This window comes from Rahnella sp. RFA10(1/100) (assembly GCF_004195115.1).
Lineage (GTDB): Bacteria > Pseudomonadota > Gammaproteobacteria > Enterobacterales > Enterobacteriaceae > Rahnella > Rahnella perminowiae.
Genome location: NZ_SEWR01000008.1, coordinates 112,343 through 129,647 on the forward strand (window position 1 = coordinate 112,343; position 17,305 = coordinate 129,647).

Annotated in this window: 15 protein-coding genes and 3 tRNA genes; 12 read left to right on the forward strand and 6 right to left on the reverse strand. The window is 51.1% G+C overall.

Annotation, left to right across the window (positions count from 1 at the left end; translation table 11 throughout):
• The 8 genes from ptsP (at nt 1) to ptrA (ending at nt 9,429) form a co-directional block, all read left to right on the forward strand.
• Nucleotides 1-2,247 (forward strand): phosphoenolpyruvate--protein phosphotransferase, encoded by a 2,247-nt coding sequence (gene ptsP / locus ETV65_RS20620; RefSeq protein ID WP_129954949.1) that lies wholly within the window; start codon nt 1-3, stop codon nt 2,245-2,247.
• Between the two features lie 182 nt (nt 2,248-2,429).
• A complete protein-coding gene (gene lgt / locus ETV65_RS20625) occupies nt 2,430-3,299 on the forward strand; it encodes a prolipoprotein diacylglyceryl transferase (protein ID WP_129954950.1) in 870 nt (289 codons plus the stop codon).
• Between the two features lie 6 nt (nt 3,300-3,305).
• Nucleotides 3,306-4,100, forward strand: a complete 795-nt coding sequence (thyA, locus tag ETV65_RS20630; protein ID WP_129954951.1) for a thymidylate synthase — start codon at nt 3,306-3,308, stop codon at nt 4,098-4,100.
• Nucleotides 4,101-4,345: 245 nt separating this feature from the next.
• Entirely contained in the window at nt 4,346-4,840 is a 495-nt protein-coding gene (locus ETV65_RS20635) for a prepilin peptidase-dependent protein (protein ID WP_276320345.1), read from the forward strand.
• Complete coding sequence (locus ETV65_RS20640; RefSeq protein ID WP_129954953.1) at nt 4,831-5,418, forward strand: prepilin peptidase-dependent protein; 588 nt, start codon at nt 4,831-4,833, stop codon at nt 5,416-5,418. Before ETV65_RS20635 ends, ETV65_RS20640 begins: the two co-directional genes overlap by 10 nt.
• Nucleotides 5,415-5,903, forward strand: coding sequence for a YgdB family protein (locus ETV65_RS20645; RefSeq protein ID WP_240782865.1), 489 nt, complete (start codon nt 5,415-5,417; stop codon nt 5,901-5,903). Before ETV65_RS20640 ends, ETV65_RS20645 begins: the two co-directional genes overlap by 4 nt.
• Complete coding sequence (locus ETV65_RS20650) at nt 5,896-6,240, forward strand: prepilin-type N-terminal cleavage/methylation domain-containing protein (RefSeq protein WP_129954954.1); 345 nt, start codon at nt 5,896-5,898, stop codon at nt 6,238-6,240. Before ETV65_RS20645 ends, ETV65_RS20650 begins: the two co-directional genes overlap by 8 nt.
• Nucleotides 6,241-6,543: 303 nt before the next feature.
• On the forward strand, nt 6,544-9,429 hold the full coding sequence (gene ptrA, locus ETV65_RS20655; protein ID WP_129954955.1) for a pitrilysin: 2,886 nt from the start codon (nt 6,544-6,546) through the stop codon (nt 9,427-9,429).
• A 75-nt stretch (nt 9,430-9,504) separates the two neighbouring features.
• Here the strand turns inward: ptrA and argA are convergent, their stop codons facing one another.
• The gene (gene argA / locus ETV65_RS20660; protein WP_129954956.1) at nt 9,505-10,830 is read right to left on the reverse strand and encodes an amino-acid N-acetyltransferase; all 1,326 of its coding nucleotides are present in this window, start codon (nt 10,828-10,830) and stop codon (nt 9,505-9,507) included.
• Nucleotides 10,831-11,059: 229 nt separating this feature from the next.
• On the opposite strand from argA, the gene amiC reads away from it, so the two are divergent.
• A complete protein-coding gene (gene amiC / locus ETV65_RS20665) occupies nt 11,060-12,310 on the forward strand; it encodes an N-acetylmuramoyl-L-alanine amidase AmiC (RefSeq protein WP_129954957.1) in 1,251 nt (416 codons plus the stop codon).
• A gap of 101 nt (nt 12,311-12,411) precedes the next feature.
• On the opposite strand, the gene ETV65_RS20670 is transcribed toward amiC, so the two are convergent.
• From ETV65_RS20670 to ETV65_RS20680, 3 genes are all read right to left on the reverse strand, one after another.
• Nucleotides 12,412-12,488: transfer RNA gene (locus ETV65_RS20670), tRNA-Met, on the reverse strand.
• Nucleotides 12,489-12,560: 72 nt separating this feature from the next.
• Nucleotides 12,561-12,637: transfer RNA gene (locus tag ETV65_RS20675), tRNA-Met, on the reverse strand.
• Nucleotides 12,638-12,699: 62 nt separating this feature from the next.
• Nucleotides 12,700-12,776: transfer RNA gene (locus tag ETV65_RS20680), tRNA-Met, on the reverse strand.
• A 220-nt stretch (nt 12,777-12,996) separates the two neighbouring features.
• Between ETV65_RS20680 and mltA the strand changes: the two genes are divergently transcribed.
• Nucleotides 12,997-14,109: a murein transglycosylase A gene (mltA, locus tag ETV65_RS20685; protein ID WP_129954958.1), complete on the forward strand. Its 1,113-nt coding sequence runs from the start codon at nt 12,997-12,999 to the stop codon at nt 14,107-14,109.
• A 60-nt stretch (nt 14,110-14,169) separates the two neighbouring features.
• Complete coding sequence (tcdA, locus tag ETV65_RS20690; RefSeq protein WP_129954959.1) at nt 14,170-14,985, forward strand: tRNA cyclic N6-threonylcarbamoyladenosine(37) synthase TcdA; 816 nt, start codon at nt 14,170-14,172, stop codon at nt 14,983-14,985.
• On the opposite strand, the gene csdE is transcribed toward tcdA, so the two are convergent.
• Together csdE and csdA are read right to left on the reverse strand one after the other, a co-directional pair.
• Nucleotides 14,973-15,407: a cysteine desulfurase sulfur acceptor subunit CsdE gene (csdE, locus tag ETV65_RS20695; RefSeq protein ID WP_129954960.1), complete on the reverse strand. Its 435-nt coding sequence runs from the start codon at nt 15,405-15,407 to the stop codon at nt 14,973-14,975. The two genes, tcdA and csdE, sit on opposite strands and share 13 nt — an antisense overlap.
• Nucleotides 15,408-15,428: 21 nt before the next feature.
• The gene (gene csdA / locus ETV65_RS20700; RefSeq protein WP_129954961.1) at nt 15,429-16,634 is read right to left on the reverse strand and encodes a cysteine desulfurase CsdA; all 1,206 of its coding nucleotides are present in this window, start codon (nt 16,632-16,634) and stop codon (nt 15,429-15,431) included.
• A 188-nt stretch (nt 16,635-16,822) separates the two neighbouring features.
• On the opposite strand from csdA, the gene ETV65_RS20705 reads away from it, so the two are divergent.
• Nucleotides 16,823-17,044, forward strand: coding sequence for a YgdI/YgdR family lipoprotein (locus tag ETV65_RS20705; RefSeq protein ID WP_013574177.1), 222 nt, complete (start codon nt 16,823-16,825; stop codon nt 17,042-17,044).
• The last annotated feature ends 261 nt before the right edge of the window (nt 17,045-17,305 follow it).

Consider the following 17,305-nt stretch of genomic DNA (forward strand, 5'->3'; position numbering starts at 1 on the left):
ATGCTCACGCGTTTGCGAGAAATTGTTGAAAAGGTAGCAATGGCGTCCAGCCTCAATGATGCGCTGGACGTACTGGTCAACGAAACCTGCCTGGCGATGGACACGGAAGTGTGTTCCGTCTATCTCGCTGACAATGACCGTCGTTGTTATTATCTGATGGCGACGCGAGGTTTGAAAAAACCTCGTGGTCGGACTATTACGCTGGCTTTTGATCAGGGTATTGTCGGTCTGGTAGGGCGTCTGGCCGAGCCCATCAACCTTGCCGATGCGCAGAGCCATCCAAGCTTCAAATATATTCCTGCCGTAAAAGAAGATCTTTTCCGATCCTTCCTGGGTGTGCCGATCATTCATCGTCGTCAGTTGCTGGGTGTGCTGGTTATCCAGCAACGTGAACACCGGCAGTTCGACGAAAGTGAAGAGTCGTTTATGGTCACGCTTGCCACCCAACTGGCGGCGATCCTTTCTCAGGCACAGCTTAATGTGCTTTATGGACGCTTTCGCCAGACGCGCGTTCGTGCGCTTGCCGCATCTCCAGGCGTGGCCATCGGTGTTGGCTGGCAGGACAGCTCTCAGCCTTCGCTCGACCACGTTTATATGGCGTCTACGCTTGATACTGTGCGTGAACGCGAGCGCCTGACCCGCGCTCTGGAAGATGCCGGTGCAGAGTTCCGTCGCTTCAGTAAACGTTTCGCGGCGAGTGCGCAGAAAGAAAGCGCAGCGATTTTTGACCTCTATTCTCACCTTCTTAATGATGCCCGTCTCAAACGCGAACTGTTCGCCCAGATAGATCAGGGTGCAGTGGCGGAGTGGGCCGTCAAAAAGGTTGTCGAAGAATTTGCGGCGCAGTTTTCCAGCTTGCAGGATACCTATCTGCGTGAGCGTGGCAGTGACTTACGGGCGCTGGGGCAGCGGCTGGTGTTTCATCTTGATGATACGATCCAGGGCAACACGCAGTGGCCAGAACGTTTTATTCTGGTTGCAGATGAACTGACAGCCACTTTGCTGGCTGAAATGCCGCAAGACCGTCTGGCAGGCGTTGTGGTTCGCGATGGTGCAGCTAACTCACATGCGGCGATTTTGGTTCGCGCAATGGGCGTGCCGACCATTATGGGCGCTGATATACAGCCTGCACTGCTCAGCCAGAGACAACTGATCGTTGACGGCTACCGTGGTGAGTTGCTCATTGATCCGGAAGCCGTACTGGTCACAGAATACAAGCGTCTGATTAGCGAAGAAATGGAGCTGAGTCAGAAGGCTGAAGATGACGTTGAGCAACCCGCAGCGCTGAAAAGCGGCGAACGGGTGAAAGTGATGCTGAATGCCGGTCTGAGCGCAGATCATGAAAAATTGTTTGGCAGTCGCGTTGACGGCGTTGGGCTTTATCGCACCGAAATTCCGTTCATGTTGCAAAGCGGTTTTCCTTCTGAGGAAGAGCAGGTCGCGCAATATCAGGGCATGTTACAGCTGTTTCCGCAAAAACCCGTGACCCTGCGAACGCTGGATATCGGCTCTGATAAGCAATTGCCTTATATGCCGATCAGCGAGGAAAATCCTTGTCTGGGTTGGCGCGGGATTCGAATTACCCTCGATCAGCCTGAAATTTTCCTGATCCAGGTCCGTGCGATGTTGCGTGCGAATGCCGCAACCGGAAATCTTGGCATTCTTCTGCCAATGGTCACCAGCCTGGAAGAAATTGATGAGGCCCGTCGCTTAATCGATCGCGCCGGACGTGAAGTGGAAGAACAACTGGGTTATGAACTGCCGCGCGCGCGTTTGGGCGTGATGATAGAAGTGCCGTCGATGGTCTTTATGCTGCCTGCACTGGCCGGGAGAGTGGAGTTTATTTCCGTCGGCACCAACGACCTGACGCAATATCTGCTGGCTGTTGATCGTAACAATACCCGTGTTGCAGGGCTTTATGACAGCCTGCATCCGGCGATGCTGCGGGTGCTCAAACAAATTGTTACCACCGCTGAGGCTGCCGGGCTGGATGTCAGCTTATGTGGCGAGATGGCGGGTGACCCGATGGGCGCATTACTGCTTACCGGTATGGGTTTTCGCAATCTCAGCATGAACGGACGCAGCGTTGCCCGTGTAAAATATCTGCTTCGCCGTATTGAACTCCATGATGCCCAGGAACTGGCCAGCCGGGTGTTACAGGCGCATTTCACGACGGACGTGCGTCATATGACGGCTGCTTTTATGGAAAGACGCGGTTTGGGCGGCCTGATCCGCGGGGGTAAATAAGCGCCGGATACCGCGCTTTGCCCCAGGTTACCCTCATCCTGCTCGCCTCACGGCGCTGGATGAGATGATTTTTTACAGAACTTTTCCAGCAGCTTAGCCCCGGAAAACCTTCCGGCTATGCTACTATTCGCTCCCTGCTGGCCCCTGAACGGGCAATAATGATAAACAATTTGTGGTGATAGATGAGCAACAGCTATCTGGCGTTTCCCCAGTTTGATCCGGTAATTTTCTCAATCGGACCGGTATCTCTGCACTGGTACGGACTGATGTACCTGGTCGGTTTTGTCTTCGCGATGTGGCTGGCGGTACGCCGTGCCAATAAGCCAGGCAGCGGCTGGACAAAAGATGAAGTCGAAAACTTGCTGTACGCCGGTTTCCTGGGGGTATTCCTCGGTGGCCGTATCGGGTACGTTTTCTTCTATAACCTGCCTTTATTCCTCGATAATCCGCTTTATCTTTTCAAAGTCTGGGATGGCGGCATGTCTTTCCACGGCGGCCTGATTGGCGTGATCGTGGTCATGCTGATTTTTGCCCGTCGTACCAAACGCAACTTCTTCCAGGTTTCCGACTTTATCGCTCCGCTGATCCCGTTTGGACTTGGCGCAGGTCGTTTGGGTAACTTCATCAATGGCGAACTGTGGGGGCGTGTGACCACAGATGTACCCTGGGCGATGCTGTTCCCGGGCTCACGTCAGGAAGACATCGCGATTGCTGCGGCTGACCCTAAATGGCAGCCATTGCTGAATCAGTATGGCGTATTGCCGCGTCATCCTTCCCAACTGTACGAACTGCTGCTTGAAGGCGTTGTACTGTTTATTATTCTGAATGTGTTCATCCGAAAATCACGCCCGATGGGCGCCGTATCAGGTTTGTTCCTGATCGGATATGGCTTATTCCGCATCATCGTTGAACACTATCGTCAGCCGGATGCCCAGCTAGGCCTGTTCGATGGAATCATCAGCATGGGGCAGGTTCTGTCCATTCCTATGGTGGTCATTGGCCTGATTATGATGGTCTGGGCATATCGCCGTCCGCAGAAACAATTGTCGTGAGGTAACATGAAACAGTATCTGGATTTAATGCAGAAAGTGCTCGATGAGGGCACCCCTAAAGCCGACCGTACCGGTACGGGCACGTTGTCGATTTTTGGCCATCAGATGCGTTTCAACTTGCAGGAAGGTTTTCCGCTGGTCACCACCAAACGTTGTCATTTACGCTCCATCATTCATGAACTTCTATGGTTTCTGAAAGGCGAAACGAATATTGCCTACCTGCGTGAAAATAATGTCAGCATCTGGGACGAGTGGGCAGACGAAAAGGGTGACCTCGGTCCGGTTTATGGCAAGCAATGGCGTGCCTGGGGCGCGGCTGACGGCAGGCAAATCGACCAGTTGACAAATGTGGTTGAACAGCTAAAAAAAGATCCGGATTCACGCCGCATTATTGTGTCGGCATGGAATGTCGGTGAGCTGGATCAGATGGCGCTGGCACCTTGCCACGCTTTCTTTCAGTTCTATGTGGCCGACGGGAAACTCTCTTGCCAGCTGTATCAGCGTTCATGCGACATCTTCCTGGGTCTGCCGTTTAACATCGCCAGCTACGCGCTGCTGGTGCATATGATGGCACAGCAGTGTGATCTGGAAGTCGGTGACTTTGTCTGGACTGGTGGCGATACGCATCTGTACAGCAACCATATGGAACAGACACATCTGCAGCTGACGCGTGAGCCTCGTGCATTGCCAAAACTGGTGATTAAGCGCAAACCGGCCTCCCTGTTTGATTACAACTTCGAAGATTTCGAGATTGAAGGGTACGATCCACATCCTGCAATCAAAGCGCCTGTGGCGATCTGATTTTTTGTGGTGTGCCGCCTGACAGCCTGGTCAGGCGGTAATTTATCCCTTCTCACGTTTCTTGCTGCATTTTTTACACCTTTCCCTGACGATTCCCACTCCGATTTTTATCCTGATGTTATCCCTGCGAGATATCACGCAAATTTTTTGCCGCGTGTATTTTATTGCACAGATTGCTCTGAAGACATCCTGGAAAAAATGACTTTGCCGGTGGCGATAAAAATCTACACGCTTATTTTGGCGGTATGAAAACATTTGAGCGGGCAGGAGAGCAGGGAATGTCGCTGATCGAAATGATGGTTGTTGTGGCTCTGATTGCCATGTGTACGTTATGGGGAATCCACAGCTGGCGCAGTTACCAGCAGGCATTGAAGCTTGAACAATCGGCTCAGCAACTGCGTTTGTATTTATACGGAGTCCAGGCCGAAGCCAATAATTACAATCGTTCTGCTGTTTTATGGGGGATTTCCGGCGCAAACGGGTGTGTGGGAACCGGCATCCGCCCCTCTGATTGCCGTAATGCGGCGGGTAAAATATTCGCCCTTCATGAAGCTGGCATTGAATTAGTCGACGTTCCTGAAAAAAATATGGGCTTTTACGGCCTGCGGAATGCGGCACTTGCCGGGCATATCACGCTGAGAAATCCAGCAGGGAGTGTGCGAATCGTTCTCTCCGTCAGAGGGCGGTTGCGTATGTGTAGTGAAACTCAGCCTTTACTGGGTATCGGGCTATGTCAGTGAACACATCCCGTTGTCAGGGATTCACGCTGCCCGAAGTGATGATTGCGATGGGTATTGGCAGCATGCTGATGCTCAGTGCCGCACAAATCTATCCGCTTATGCGCCAGAGAAGCCAGAGTCTGGGCCGGCATTATCAGCTGGAACAACTGTTGCGCCAGAGTATTTCTGCTATCGGCAAAGATATCCGTCGGGCCGGTTTCTGTAACGGAAACTGTGAGGGCAAATCTTTTATCATAAGTAACGCTGTCGGCGAAGCGCCTGGCTCCTGCATCATTGTTATCTATGACCTGAACCGTAACGGAATATGGGATAAAACCAGCTCACCGGAATCTGAATACTTTGGTTATCGTTTACGACAGGGGGGGATTGAAATCCAGCGCGGAACAGATGACTGCGGGAGTTCTGGCTGGGAAAAACTCCTTGATCCGGCTGAAGTTAACGTGACCCGATTTACGATTACGCAGGTAGCAGAAAGTGCCTCCGGCCGTCTGTATTCTCTGCAACTGGAAGCCCGCTGGAGCAAAGATCCTTTTATCCACCGTCAGGTTAACGAGATGATTGCAGGCCATGTTTTATGACGAGCGTAGTCAAAAGAAGCGATTCACTCAGACAACGTGGGAGCGCCATGATCCTGAGTATTCTGGTGATGATGGGATTAGGCTTGATTGTCCTTAATTCGCTGCAACAGCAACTTTCCGCCGGGCTTTCGCTGACGTCAAATCAGCATCGCTATAATGTTGCCTGGGAAAATGCAGCTTCGGCATTGGCGTGGGGCATAGGACAATCATGGAGCGACAGCCATGATCCCTACTGGCAGTGCCGGGAGGTGGCGGTTGGGATCATTATTTCAGGAAGTGGCCGGGCCTGTGTCCGCCCTGCCTTTCGGGAGGATATCTTTCTGGTCCGTGGTGAAGGCCGGTTAACTCAAGACAATGAACCCGTTGTACAGTATCAGCAAGTCAGTAGTAAAAAGCAGGCTGGCGGAGATCTGATTTTTTCGCCACTAAAACAAGGATGGCTGGATTTTTGTCCTGAGACTGATGCGCAGGCCTGCAATGAATGAAAGCTGCTCAGCACAGCAAGGTTTCAGCCTCACAGAAGCGCTGATCGCCATGTTGCTCTTGTCAGTTTCCATTCTGGGGCTCCTGAATTATTACCAGTCACTGAGCCACGGTTTTATGCGCCAGTGGCAGGTTCAACAGGCGTGGGCAGAAGCGCACTCCCAGCTTGAAGCCTATTCTGTAGCCGGGAAGGGGACGGAGCCTTTTGCGAAAAATTGGGAATATCTGATTAACGGCACTTCATATGCACAATCCTGCAAGTTGGTTACTGCGGCAATTCAAACGCCGACAAAATATCAGGCCATATTGCAGCGTTTGATATGTGATTTTGCCCCCTGAAGTGGCATCTGTCAGCCGCATATTACCGGGCAAAAATACTGTTAAGCTACTTGCAATGGCGGGTTAACAGCTTAGAGTGGTTTAACCGGGTGTTTTTCCCCTATTGGGAACCATGAGTGTTGTGGCTAAAACATAACGGAGCACAGGAAGAAAATCCCGATTCGATTTTTTTTCACAACTATCCTGTTTCTGCGCGGTCTGAACAGACTCAATCGCTCAAAACAGCGTGTTGAGGTTCATCGGTTATTGAACCGTGTATTTATTGCCTGCGTGGCACGTTTATTCGATTGAGGGAGAGTGGCAATGTTAAAACAGGTTACCCGCGTTTTCGGGGTACTGTTGTTATTGAGCGTTGGGATACCTGTTGTTTCAAGTGCAGCTGACTGGCAACCTTTTGCACAAGCTATCAATAAAAGTCAAAACGACCCTCGTCACTATCAGGCAATAAGACTGGCCAATGATATGACCGTTTTGCTGGTTTCTGACCCTCAGGCGCCCAAATCTCTCGCCGCATTGGCCCTTCCTGTCGGTTCGCTGGAGGATCCTGATTCTCAGTTAGGCCTTGCCCATTATACTGAGCATATGTTGCTGATGGGCTCGAAGAAATATCCTCAGCCGGAAAGCCTGTCTGAATTCCTTAAAAAACACGGTGGGAGCCATAATGGCAGTACAGCTTCTTACCGCACCGCGTTTTATCTTGAAGTAGAAAACGATGCCTTGCCAGAAGCGGTAGATCGCCTGGCGGATGCTATCGGCCAACCACTATTAGATCCCGCCAACGGAGACCGTGAGCGTAATGCCGTGAACGCTGAACTGACGATGGCCCGATCGCGTGACGGTATGCGGATGGCGCAAGTTCGCGCAGAAACATTAAATCCTATGCACCCGGCAGCCCGCTTCTCAGGGGGTAATCTGGATACGTTGAAAGATAAACCGGGCAGTAAGCTTCATGACCAGCTGACGGCTTTTTATCAGCGTTACTATTCCGCTAACCTCATGGTCGGTGTGATTTATAGCAATAAACCTTTGCCTGAACTTGCTGAACTGGCCTCCACAACCTTTGGCCAGATCGCCAATCATCATGCCGCCGTGCCGCCGATTACAGTCCCGACGTTAACTGCAGACCAAAAGGGCGAGTTTATCCATTTCGTTCCTGCACAGCCGCGCAAAGAATTGCGGATTGAATTTGCCATTGATAACAATAGTGCCGATTTTCGCAGTAAAACCGATACCTATATCAGCTACCTTATTGGTAACCGCAGCCCGAATACCCTATCCGACTGGTTACAGAAGCAGGGCTATGCCGACGGGATCAGTGCAGGTGCGGATCCGATGGTTAACCGTAATATGGGCGTATTCAATATTTCTGTTTCCCTGACGGATAAGGGGCTGGCGCAACGCGATACCGTTATTGCCGCCATTTTCAACTATCTCAATGAAATGCGCGCTCAGGGGATCCGGAAATCCTATTTTGATGAGATTGCACATGTTATGGCGCTCGACTTCCGCTATCCGGCACTGACGCGTGATATGGATTATGTCGAATGGCTGGTGGATACCATGCTGCGGGTACCTGTCGGGCATGTTCTCGACTCGCCGTATCTTACTGACCAGTATGATCCTAAAGCGATTGAATCACGGCTAACTGAAATGACGCCGCAAAATGCACGTTACTGGATCATCAGCCCGAATGAGCCTCACAATAAAGTGGCCTACTTTGTTAATGCGCCGTATGAGATCGATAAAGTTCCCGCACAAACCTACTCGCAGTGGAAGACGCTGGGGCAGGGGATTTCTCTGTCGCTGCCTGCGCTGAATCCGTACATTCCGGACTCACTTGCGCTGGTCACTAAAGATTCGACGGCGACGAAACCTGAATTGTTAGTTGAAGATAAAGGGTTGCGGGTGTTCTACATGCCGAGTCGCTATTTTGCTGATGAGCCTAAAGCGAATGTGACCGTTTCTTTCCGCAATGAGCAGTCTCTCAGCACGGCTAAAAATCAGGTGCTGTATGGCCTGACAGATTACCTCACCGGCGTTGCTTTTGATCAGCTGAGCTATCAGGCATCCATTGGTGGGATCACGTTCGGCACATCGCCTGATAACGGATTACAATTTACTGCTACCGGTTTCACCGAGTGTCTGCCTGATTTACTGGCAGCACTGGTCGATAACTACCCTGATTTCAAACCGACACAGGAACAGCTTGATCAGGCGAAATCATGGTATCTCGAGCGTTTAGCTTCAGCAGATAAAGGGAAAGCGTTTGAGCTGGCGTTACAACCGGTTCAGTTGCTTTCGCGGGTGCCTTATACCGAGCGCAGCGAGCGTGAAAAGCTGGTTTCCGCCATCACACTGGAAGAGGTGAACGCCTACCGTGAACAACTGGTTCATCATGCTGCGGTAGAAGTGATGGTCGTGGGGAATATGACGGCTGATCAGGTTAAAGCGATGTCTTCGCAAATCATGCAAAAGTTGGGTGAGCATGGGACACAGTGGTGGCGCGGCAAGCAGGCCGTAGTGACCGGACCGCTGAAAGCGAATATTCAGCGTATTGGGACAAGTTCGGACTCTGCGCTGGCAGCGGTGTATGTCCCCACCGGTTATGATGAAGTTCAGAGCATGGCGTACAGTGCTTTGCTGGGACAAATTATTCAGCCATGGTTCTACAGTCAGCTTCGGACACAAGAACAACTGGGTTACGCAGTGTTTGCTTTTCCTATTCCGGTAGGCAAACAGTGGGGGATTGGTTTCCTGCTGCAAAGTAACAGCAGGCAACCTGATTATCTGTATCAGCGCTATCTGGCATTTTATCCGCAGGCCGAAAAACGTCTGCGTGAAATGAAGGATGACGAGTTCCTGCAATACAAACAGGGGCTGGTGAATGAAATGCAGCAAAACCCGCAAACGTTAGATGAGGAAGCTGACCGTCTGGGAAATGATTTTAGCCGCGGAAATCCACAATTTGACACCCGCACGAATGTTATCCGGGTTATTGCCGGGCTGACGCAAACTCAGCTGGCGGATTACTTCAATCAGGCCGTAATAAAACAGGATGGTCTGGCGATGTTGTCACAGGTCTCAGGCAATGACAGCAAGTCGCCACAATACGCGGCGCCTGAGGGCTTTAAAACCTGGTCTGATACCTCAACGTTGCAACAGGCGCTGGAACCGCACACGGGTAAATAACCCGCTGATGTGTAAAGCAAAATAAAAAGGGCGCGGAAGCGTCCTTTTTATAACTGAGGCCAGGTAGTGAGAGAGTTACAGCTCAGCGATCAGTATTTTGGAACGACGCTGGTAGTTATACATTTCCTGTTTCTGAATCGGCAACACATCCACTTCTGCTGGTTTGAAACCACGCTCCTGGAACCAGTGAATGCTGCGGGTCGTCAGTACAAACAGCCTGTTCAGCCCCATGAGTTTCGCCTGGCTGGCAACGCGTTGCAGTAACATTTCACCCCGTGAAGAGCTGCGGTAGTCCGGGTGAACCGCCACGCAGGCCATTTCGCCAATCCCTTCATCATGAAACGGATAAAGCGCCGCACAGGCGATGGTCAGGTTATCCCGCTCGATAATGGTAAATTTATCGATTTCCATTTCCAACTGCTCGCGGGAACGGCGTACCAGAATACCCTGTTGTTCCAGCGGACGAATAAGTTCCAGAATGCCACCGATGTCGTTGATGGTTGCTCGCCGAACTTGTTCGGCACTTTCCATCACGATTTGCGTGCCAATGCCGTCGCGCGAAAACAGTTCCTGAACCAGTGCACCGTCTTCCTGATAACTGATCAGGTGACTGCGACGTACACCGCTGCGGCAGGCCTTCACCGCGCCGCGCAGGAAGCGAACGGTACCGGAAAGATAATCGCCGCCGGATTCCATCTGATCAATTTTTTGCTGTGCATCATTAGGAAACAGTTCGGAAATAATATTACCTTCCTCGTTGATTACCCCTTGCGAAGAGCAGAAGCCGATCATTTTTTCTGCTTTCAGTTTGATCGCCAGTTGTGTTGCGACTTCTTCGGAAGTCAGGTTGAAGCTTTCACCGGTAACCGAAACTGCAACCGGACCGAGCAAGACAATCGCATTGCTGTCGAGCTGACGGTGAATCGCTTCTTCATCAATACGGCGGATACGCCCACTGTGACAGTAATCAATACCGTCATCGACGCCCAGCGGCTGAGCAATGATAAAATTGCCGCTGACGACATTGATATGCGCGCCCTGAAGTGGCGTATTATTCAGACTCATTGACAGCCGCGCCGTGATATCGAGCTGCAGCAGCCCGGCGGCTTGCTTAACCAGTTCGAGCGCACGTGCATCCGTGACGCGAATATTCTTATGATAAATCGGCTCGTAATTATGCTCAGAAAGGTTCTCATCAATCTGCGGACGGGCGCCATAAACGACGACCAGACGGATGCCTAAACTGTGTAACAGGCCGATATCGTTGACAATATTGCTAAAATTTTCATGTTCAATGGCTTCCCCACCGAGCATGACAACGAATGTTTTGCCTCGGTGAGCATTTATATAGGGAACTGAGTGGCGAAATCCCTGAACCAGTTCAGTACTACGTTCCTTCACGGCAAAACCTCGTATGAATTTTTATTCGTAATTTTTGTATTTTTATTCTTTTGCGGCGCTGTGGCAAGTAAGAAATCTCTGTTTTTGTTTTAACACCCATCACAAACATACAACAAATTGATAAATCGAATAAATGTTTAGGAATGACATGCAGGATATGATTCGTTAGAATTCGTAAAATGAGTTTTTTATCAGCTATTTTTTACTTTTGGACACTTTTTGAGACTGCATGACTGACGATACCCACAATCCCGGAAGACGACGCCTCCTGCAAACCGTAGCTGCTTCCTGGATACTGAGCGTGAGTAAAGTGGGTTTTGCTGCCAGCTCACAGGTCATTGCTGTACGTATCTGGCCCTCGTCTACTTATACCCGAATTACGCTTGAATCCAGCACTCCCTTAAAATATAAGCAGTTTCTGCTCAGCGATCCGCCGCGCGTTGTGGTGGATATCGAAGATGTGCATCTCAACAGTGTGTTAAAAGGGTTGGGCGAAAAAGTCCAGCAAAGTGATCCTTATATCAGACAGGCGCGGGTGGGGCAGTTTGATACCAAAACGGTCCGCCTGGTGTTTGAGCTCAAGCATGTAATCAATCCACATGTCTTCACGCTGAAACCGGTCGCTGAATTCCATAACCGGCTGGTGCTCGATCTTTATCCGCAAGAGGGTGAAATCAGTGCTCAGGACGATCCGCTGCTGGCGTTACTGGAAGATTACAACCGCGGAGATGTGGCGAGAACGCTACCTCCGGAAAAGGCAAAAGATGGTCAGGCGGGGCGAAGCCGGCCGTTGGTGATCATGCTTGATCCTGGTCATGGCGGTGAAGATCCGGGGGCGATTGGCAAATATAAGACCCGTGAGAAAGATGTTGTATTGCAGATCGGCCGCAGATTACAGAAGCTGATTATGCGTGAACCCAATATGAAAGCGCATATGACCCGCAATGAAGATGTGTTTATTCCGCTTAAAGTCCGCGTGGCAAAGGCACGAAAACTGCGGGCAGACCTTTTTATCTCTATTCACGCAGATGCATTTACCAGCCGTGCAGCAAAAGGCTCGTCGGTTTTCGCTCTGTCGACCAAAGGGGCAACCAGTTCCGCAGCACGTTTTCTCGCACAAACACAGAATGAATCTGACCTGATAGGCGGCGTCAGTAAAAGCGGTGACCGCTATCTGGATCACACGATGTTTGATCTGGTTCAGACAGCAACCATCAGCGATAGCCTGAAATTTGGCAAAGAAGTGCTGACGCGTATGGGCAGGATTAATCATCTGCATAAAAATAAAGTGGATCAGGCCGGGTTCGCGGTATTAAAAGCGCCGGATATCCCGTCAATTCTGGTGGAAACGGCGTTTATCAGTAACATCAGTGAAGAGAAGAAATTGCGGACTGCACATTTTCAGCAGCAGGTGGCAGAGTCTATTCTGGCCGGGATCAAAGCATATTTTGCAGAAGGTGGGATGTTGGCGAGGGGATAACCAGAGAGGCTGCGAGGTGATTATTCCCGCCGCTTGGCGGAATTCAGAGACAAAAAAACACCCGTTAGGGTGCCTGATGTTTGTAACCGATTTTTAGTAGTTGGTTGCGGGGGCCGGATTTGAACCGACGACCTTCGGGTTATGAGCCCGACGAGCTACCAGGCTGCTCCACCCCGCGTCCGTCACTACTCTTACAGCTTTACTTCATCACATTATCCGAACTGAGCATCTTCATGCATCGGTCTCGAATTGGTTGCGGGGGCCGGATTTGAACCGACGACCTTCGGGTTATGAGCCCGACGAGCTACCAGGCTGCTCCACCCCGCGTCCGTATACTGCTTTAATTCATCGTACAATTCAACTGAGCATTTTATGCATCGAAATCGAATTGGTTGCGGGGGCCGGATTTGAACCGACGACCTTCGGGTTATGAGCCCGACGAGCTACCAGGCTGCTCCACCCCGCGTCCGATGGAGGCGAACTATACTCCCCATGAGATTTCGTGCAACCCTTTTTTGAATTTATTCAAATAAAGCACTTAGTTGCTGGCTTTTTATCCACAAAATTGCCGTTTGATGTTCAATTTGGCTCAGTACACTTTTTTCGGCTGTGGCAATTCCTTTCTGATAGGGCGTTTGTTATCGTTTCGCCAGTCATTTTCCTGAAAGTAAGAGAGCGCGGCAATAATGAAAGGACGTTGGAGTAAATATCTGCTGGGTGGTTTGGTGTTAGCGGTGCTGGCGGGTTGTTCTTCGCGACCTACTGACCGGGGCCAGCAGTACAAAGATGGCCGTCTGGATAATGCACTCGAATATGTGAATGAGCCGAATGCCACAGGCAAACCAGTGAATGCGCTGGATTACTCTAATCAGGTCGCCGCGGTACAAATTGCCTCTTCTTCTTTATATGGTCGTAATAACACAACATTCCAGGCTGTCGAACAATGGCTGCGCTCCGGGGCTGATACCCGCAACCTTAGCCAGTACGGCATCAGCGCGTATCAGATGGAAGGTGCTGACAATTTTGGTAATGTGCAACTGACCGGCTATTACACGCCGGTGGTGCAGGCGCGCTACACCCGTCAGGGTGAATTCCAGTATCCGCTTTATCGTATGCCGCCAAAACGCGGCCGTCTGCCTGATCGCGCCTCAATTTATTCCGGTGCACTGAGCGATAACTACGTGGTTGCCTGGACTAATTCCCTGATGGATAACTTTATGATGGAAGTGCAGGGCAGCGGTTATGTCGATTACGGCGACGGGCGCCCGTTCATGTTCTTCGGATATGCTGGTAAAAACGGCCATGCCTACCGCAGCATCGGCAAAGTGTTGATTGATCGTGGGGAAGTGGCGCGCGAAAATATGTCGATGCAGGCGATCCGCCAGTGGGCGGACACCCACACACCGGCACAAGTGCGTGAATTGCTGGAGCAGAATCCGTCATTCGTTTTCTTCAAACCAGAGCCTTTTGCTCCGGTTCGTGGTGCCAGCGGTGTGCCGCTGATTGCCAAAGCCTCTGTGGCTTCTGACCGTTCACTGATCCCGGCAGGAACAACATTACTGGCGGAAGTGCCTGAGCTTAACGATAAAGGCAAGTTCACCGGTAAATATCATATGCGTCTGATGGTGGCACTGGATGTCGGTGGTGCGATTAAAGGACAACATTTCGATATGTATCAGGGAATTGGCCCTGATGCCGGGCATTCAGCCGGATTTTATAATCACTATGGTCGCGTCTGGGTGTTAAAATCAGCGCAGAACGGCAAGCCGCTGTTTACGGCATACGCGCCGTCCAACTAGTTTTCACCCGTTAATATTTCAAACGACAAAGTTTACGAACGCACTGAGGTTTATTTTTTCATGACAGCTACTTACTCCGACGCTTATCAGCAACGTTTTGGCGGAACTGCCCGGCTTTATGGTCAGCAATCGCTGGAGTTGTTCTCGCAGGCGCATGTCTGTGTGATCGGTATTGGCGGAGTGGGTTCCTGGGCGGCGGAAGCGCTGGCCCGCACCGGCATTGGCGCGATCACCTTGATTGATATGGATGATGTTTGCGTGACCAATACCAACCGTCAAATCCATGCGTTGCGTGAAAATGTCGGGCAGGCAAAAACGGAAATCATGGCACAGCGTATTCTGGCGATTAATCCGGAATGCAAAGTCACCTGTATCGATGATTTTATTACGCCCGATAACGTGGCTGAGATGCTTGATCAGGGTTTTAGCTATGTGATTGATGCTATTGACAGCGTCCGGCCTAAAGCTGCGCTGCTGGCCTATTGCCGTCGTTTTAAAATCCCGGTGGTGACCACAGGCGGGGCGGGCGGACAAATTGATCCGACCCAAATTTCCGTGGTGGATCTGGCGAAAACAATTCAGGATCCGCTGGCGGCAAAACTGCGTGAACGTCTGAAAAATGATTTCAACGTGGTGAAGAACAGCAAAGGTAAGCTTGGGATCGACTGTGTATTTTCCAGCGAACCGCTGATGTACCCGCAGGCTGATGGCACAGTATGTGCTGCAAAGGCAAGCGCAGAAGGCGTTAAACGCATGGATTGCGCGTCTGGTTTCGGTGCTGCGACGATGGTGACCGCGACGTTTGGTTTTGTCGCGGTATCCCACGTACTGAAGAAAATGATGGCTAAAGCACAGCGTCAGGCTCAGGCAGCCTGATGGGCGAGGGTAATTACGCCTTCTGCCAGCGCATTAAGTCCGCTGGAACGGCTGGTACTGAGTTGCTCACGCAACCCCAATACATCAAATAGCATCAGTGGATCCCGCATCAGAATCTCTGCCGGCGTTTTACCTTCCACGGCAGTCAGCAGCACTGCCAGCAGACCTTTAACGATCCGCCCTTCGCTGTCGCCATAGAAATGCATCGTTCCATTCTCCGTTTTTTCTGCGCCCAGCCAGACACGGTTTTCGCAACCACTCAGCTCATTTTCGGGCGTTTTCAGCGATATATCCAGCGGCGGTAAAGATTTCGCCAGCAAAATTAACTGGCGGTAACGATCTTCCCACTGGCGGAATGACGCGAATTTTTCGGTCAGGGAGTTTTCGGTGATCTCATGGCCAAAAGGATGTGGCGCTAACATGGTATTCCTCAAAAAAATGAATTAACCGGCTAACAGGTCGAGGGCATATTCTACCGCGCTGACCAGCCGCATAACGTCCTGTTCATTATTATACGGCGCAAATGAGGCCCGTAATGTTCCGCTGATGCCCAGAGCGTCCATCAATGGCTGGGCGCAATGCTGTCCGGCGCGCACGGCAATGGCCTGTTCAGCCAGCAATGCCACCAGATCGCTGTGATGCACACCGGCGATATCGAATGCCAGAACGGATGAATTTTGACAGCGGAAGCTGCGGAAACCGTCAATCTGTTTAAGTTGTTCTTCAGCCAGATTCGCCAGATTTTGCGTATATTTCTCCGCGGCGTGCAGATCAACGGTTGTTAACCATTTCAGGGCTGCTGACATGCCGATTACACCGGCAATGTTGGGCGTACCCGCTTCGAAGCGGTGAGGAACAGCCTGCGGGGTAAAACCGGTCATGGAGGCCTGAGTCAGCATTTTGCCGCCGCCTTGCCAGGGGGCCATATTCTCGAGTAATTCAGTTTTGCCATATAACACACCGATGCCTGTCGGCCCGTACAGCTTATGGCCGGAGAAGGCGTAAAAGTCGATATCGAGTTGTTGTACGTCTGGCGGGCAATGAACAACGCCTTGCGCGCCATCGATCAGAACGACGGTGCCGTTAGCGTGTGCCAGCGCAATGGCGCGGGCTATATCGGGCATGCCACCGGTGACATTGGACATTTGCGTCAGTGCCAGCAGGCGGGATTTATTGTTCAGCAGGGCAGAGAGGGCGGTGATATCCGCAATACCGTGTTCATCCACCGGCAACGTAATCACCTGCGCCTGACACTGCTCAGCTACCATCAGCCACGGAATAAGGTTGGCGTGATGTTCAGCCTGACTGACAATAATTTCGTCGCCGGGCTGTAAACGCGGGCGCAGCCAGCCTTGCGCGACCATATTGACGGACTCTGTGGTCCCCCGCGTCCAGACGATATTTTCAGGACGCGGGGCGTTAATCCACTGTGCCACCAGCATTCTGGCCTGCTCGTAGTGATCTGTGAGGGTTTGTGCCGCATGATGCTGACTACGGTGAACGGTGGCTCCTTCCTGTGAGTAGAAATTCAGGGTGGCCTCGATCACCGCCTGTGGCTTCAGCGCCGTGGCAGCGCTGTCGAGATAACATTGTCCCTGAGACAGCGCAGGAAACTGTTGACGAAAATCCCGGGGGTTAAAATCAGTCATACGAAATCAGATCCTTCGGCCTGAGTGAAAGAATACAGTTTTATCTGTAATAGCCGCCGCTTATTCATTTTAGGAATGGTTACCTGGAAATTTATCAGAGGTTTGTTATGCTGAATTACGAAGACTAGAAGCATTAGCCTGGAGTCCTACCAGGAATTTGAAGCATATTAATCTGCAAGGAGTCTAAGATGAAGAAGATCGCCGCCGTAATTTCAGCTGCACTGCTGACGACAACACTTGCCGCCTGTTCGAGCAACTATGTGATGCATACCAATGATGGCCGTACCATTGTTGCTGAAGGCAAACCTAGCACGGACAGTGATACCGGTATGATCAGTTATACCGATGCGTATGGCAACAAGCAGCAGATCAATAAATCTGAAATCAAAGAAATGGCAGAAGGGAATTGATCCCTGACGTGAATACCTTGAGCCAGTCGCTCAGGTAACCTCACACGTTGCTTTATGACAAAACCGGCCCCTCTTGCGATGAGGCCGGTTTTGTCACATTATGCGCTCGCCTTTGTACCGCATTGTGCTTTCTTTGCGGCTCTTTTGCAGTAAAAAGGGCAAAAAAAAGCACCGCAAATTGCGGTGCTAAAAAATCACTTTGGACAGACAGGGTAATGTACAGGAAGTGAAAAGTGAGTAGCATTTACGCTACGCGTCTGG

Excerpts from the sequence above, each read along its gene's own strand:
- ptrA (WP_129954955.1), top strand. The coding sequence starts at position 6,544 with ATGTTAAAACAGGTTACCCGCGTTTTCGGGGTACTGTTGTTATTGAGC.
- thyA (WP_129954951.1), top strand. The coding sequence starts at position 3,306 with ATGAAACAGTATCTGGATTTAATGCAGAAAGTGCTCGATGAGGGCACC.
- csdE (WP_129954960.1), bottom strand. The coding sequence starts at position 15,407 with ATGTTAGCGCCACATCCTTTTGGCCATGAGATCACCGAAAACTCCCTG.
- ptsP (WP_129954949.1), top strand. The coding sequence starts at position 1 with ATGCTCACGCGTTTGCGAGAAATTGTTGAAAAGGTAGCAATGGCGTCC.
- ETV65_RS20645 (WP_240782865.1), top strand. The coding sequence starts at position 5,415 with ATGACGAGCGTAGTCAAAAGAAGCGATTCACTCAGACAACGTGGGAGC.
- mltA (WP_129954958.1), top strand. The coding sequence starts at position 12,997 with ATGAAAGGACGTTGGAGTAAATATCTGCTGGGTGGTTTGGTGTTAGCG.
- ETV65_RS20640 (WP_129954953.1), top strand. The coding sequence starts at position 4,831 with ATGTCAGTGAACACATCCCGTTGTCAGGGATTCACGCTGCCCGAAGTG.
- lgt (WP_129954950.1), top strand. The coding sequence starts at position 2,430 with ATGAGCAACAGCTATCTGGCGTTTCCCCAGTTTGATCCGGTAATTTTC.
- tcdA (WP_129954959.1), top strand. The coding sequence starts at position 14,170 with ATGACAGCTACTTACTCCGACGCTTATCAGCAACGTTTTGGCGGAACT.
- amiC (WP_129954957.1), top strand. The coding sequence starts at position 11,060 with ATGACTGACGATACCCACAATCCCGGAAGACGACGCCTCCTGCAAACC.
- csdA (WP_129954961.1), bottom strand. The coding sequence starts at position 16,634 with ATGACTGATTTTAACCCCCGGGATTTTCGTCAACAGTTTCCTGCGCTG.
- ETV65_RS20650 (WP_129954954.1), top strand. The coding sequence starts at position 5,896 with ATGAATGAAAGCTGCTCAGCACAGCAAGGTTTCAGCCTCACAGAAGCG.
- ETV65_RS20635 (WP_276320345.1), top strand. The coding sequence starts at position 4,346 with ATGAAAACATTTGAGCGGGCAGGAGAGCAGGGAATGTCGCTGATCGAA.
- ETV65_RS20705 (WP_013574177.1), top strand. The coding sequence starts at position 16,823 with ATGAAGAAGATCGCCGCCGTAATTTCAGCTGCACTGCTGACGACAACA.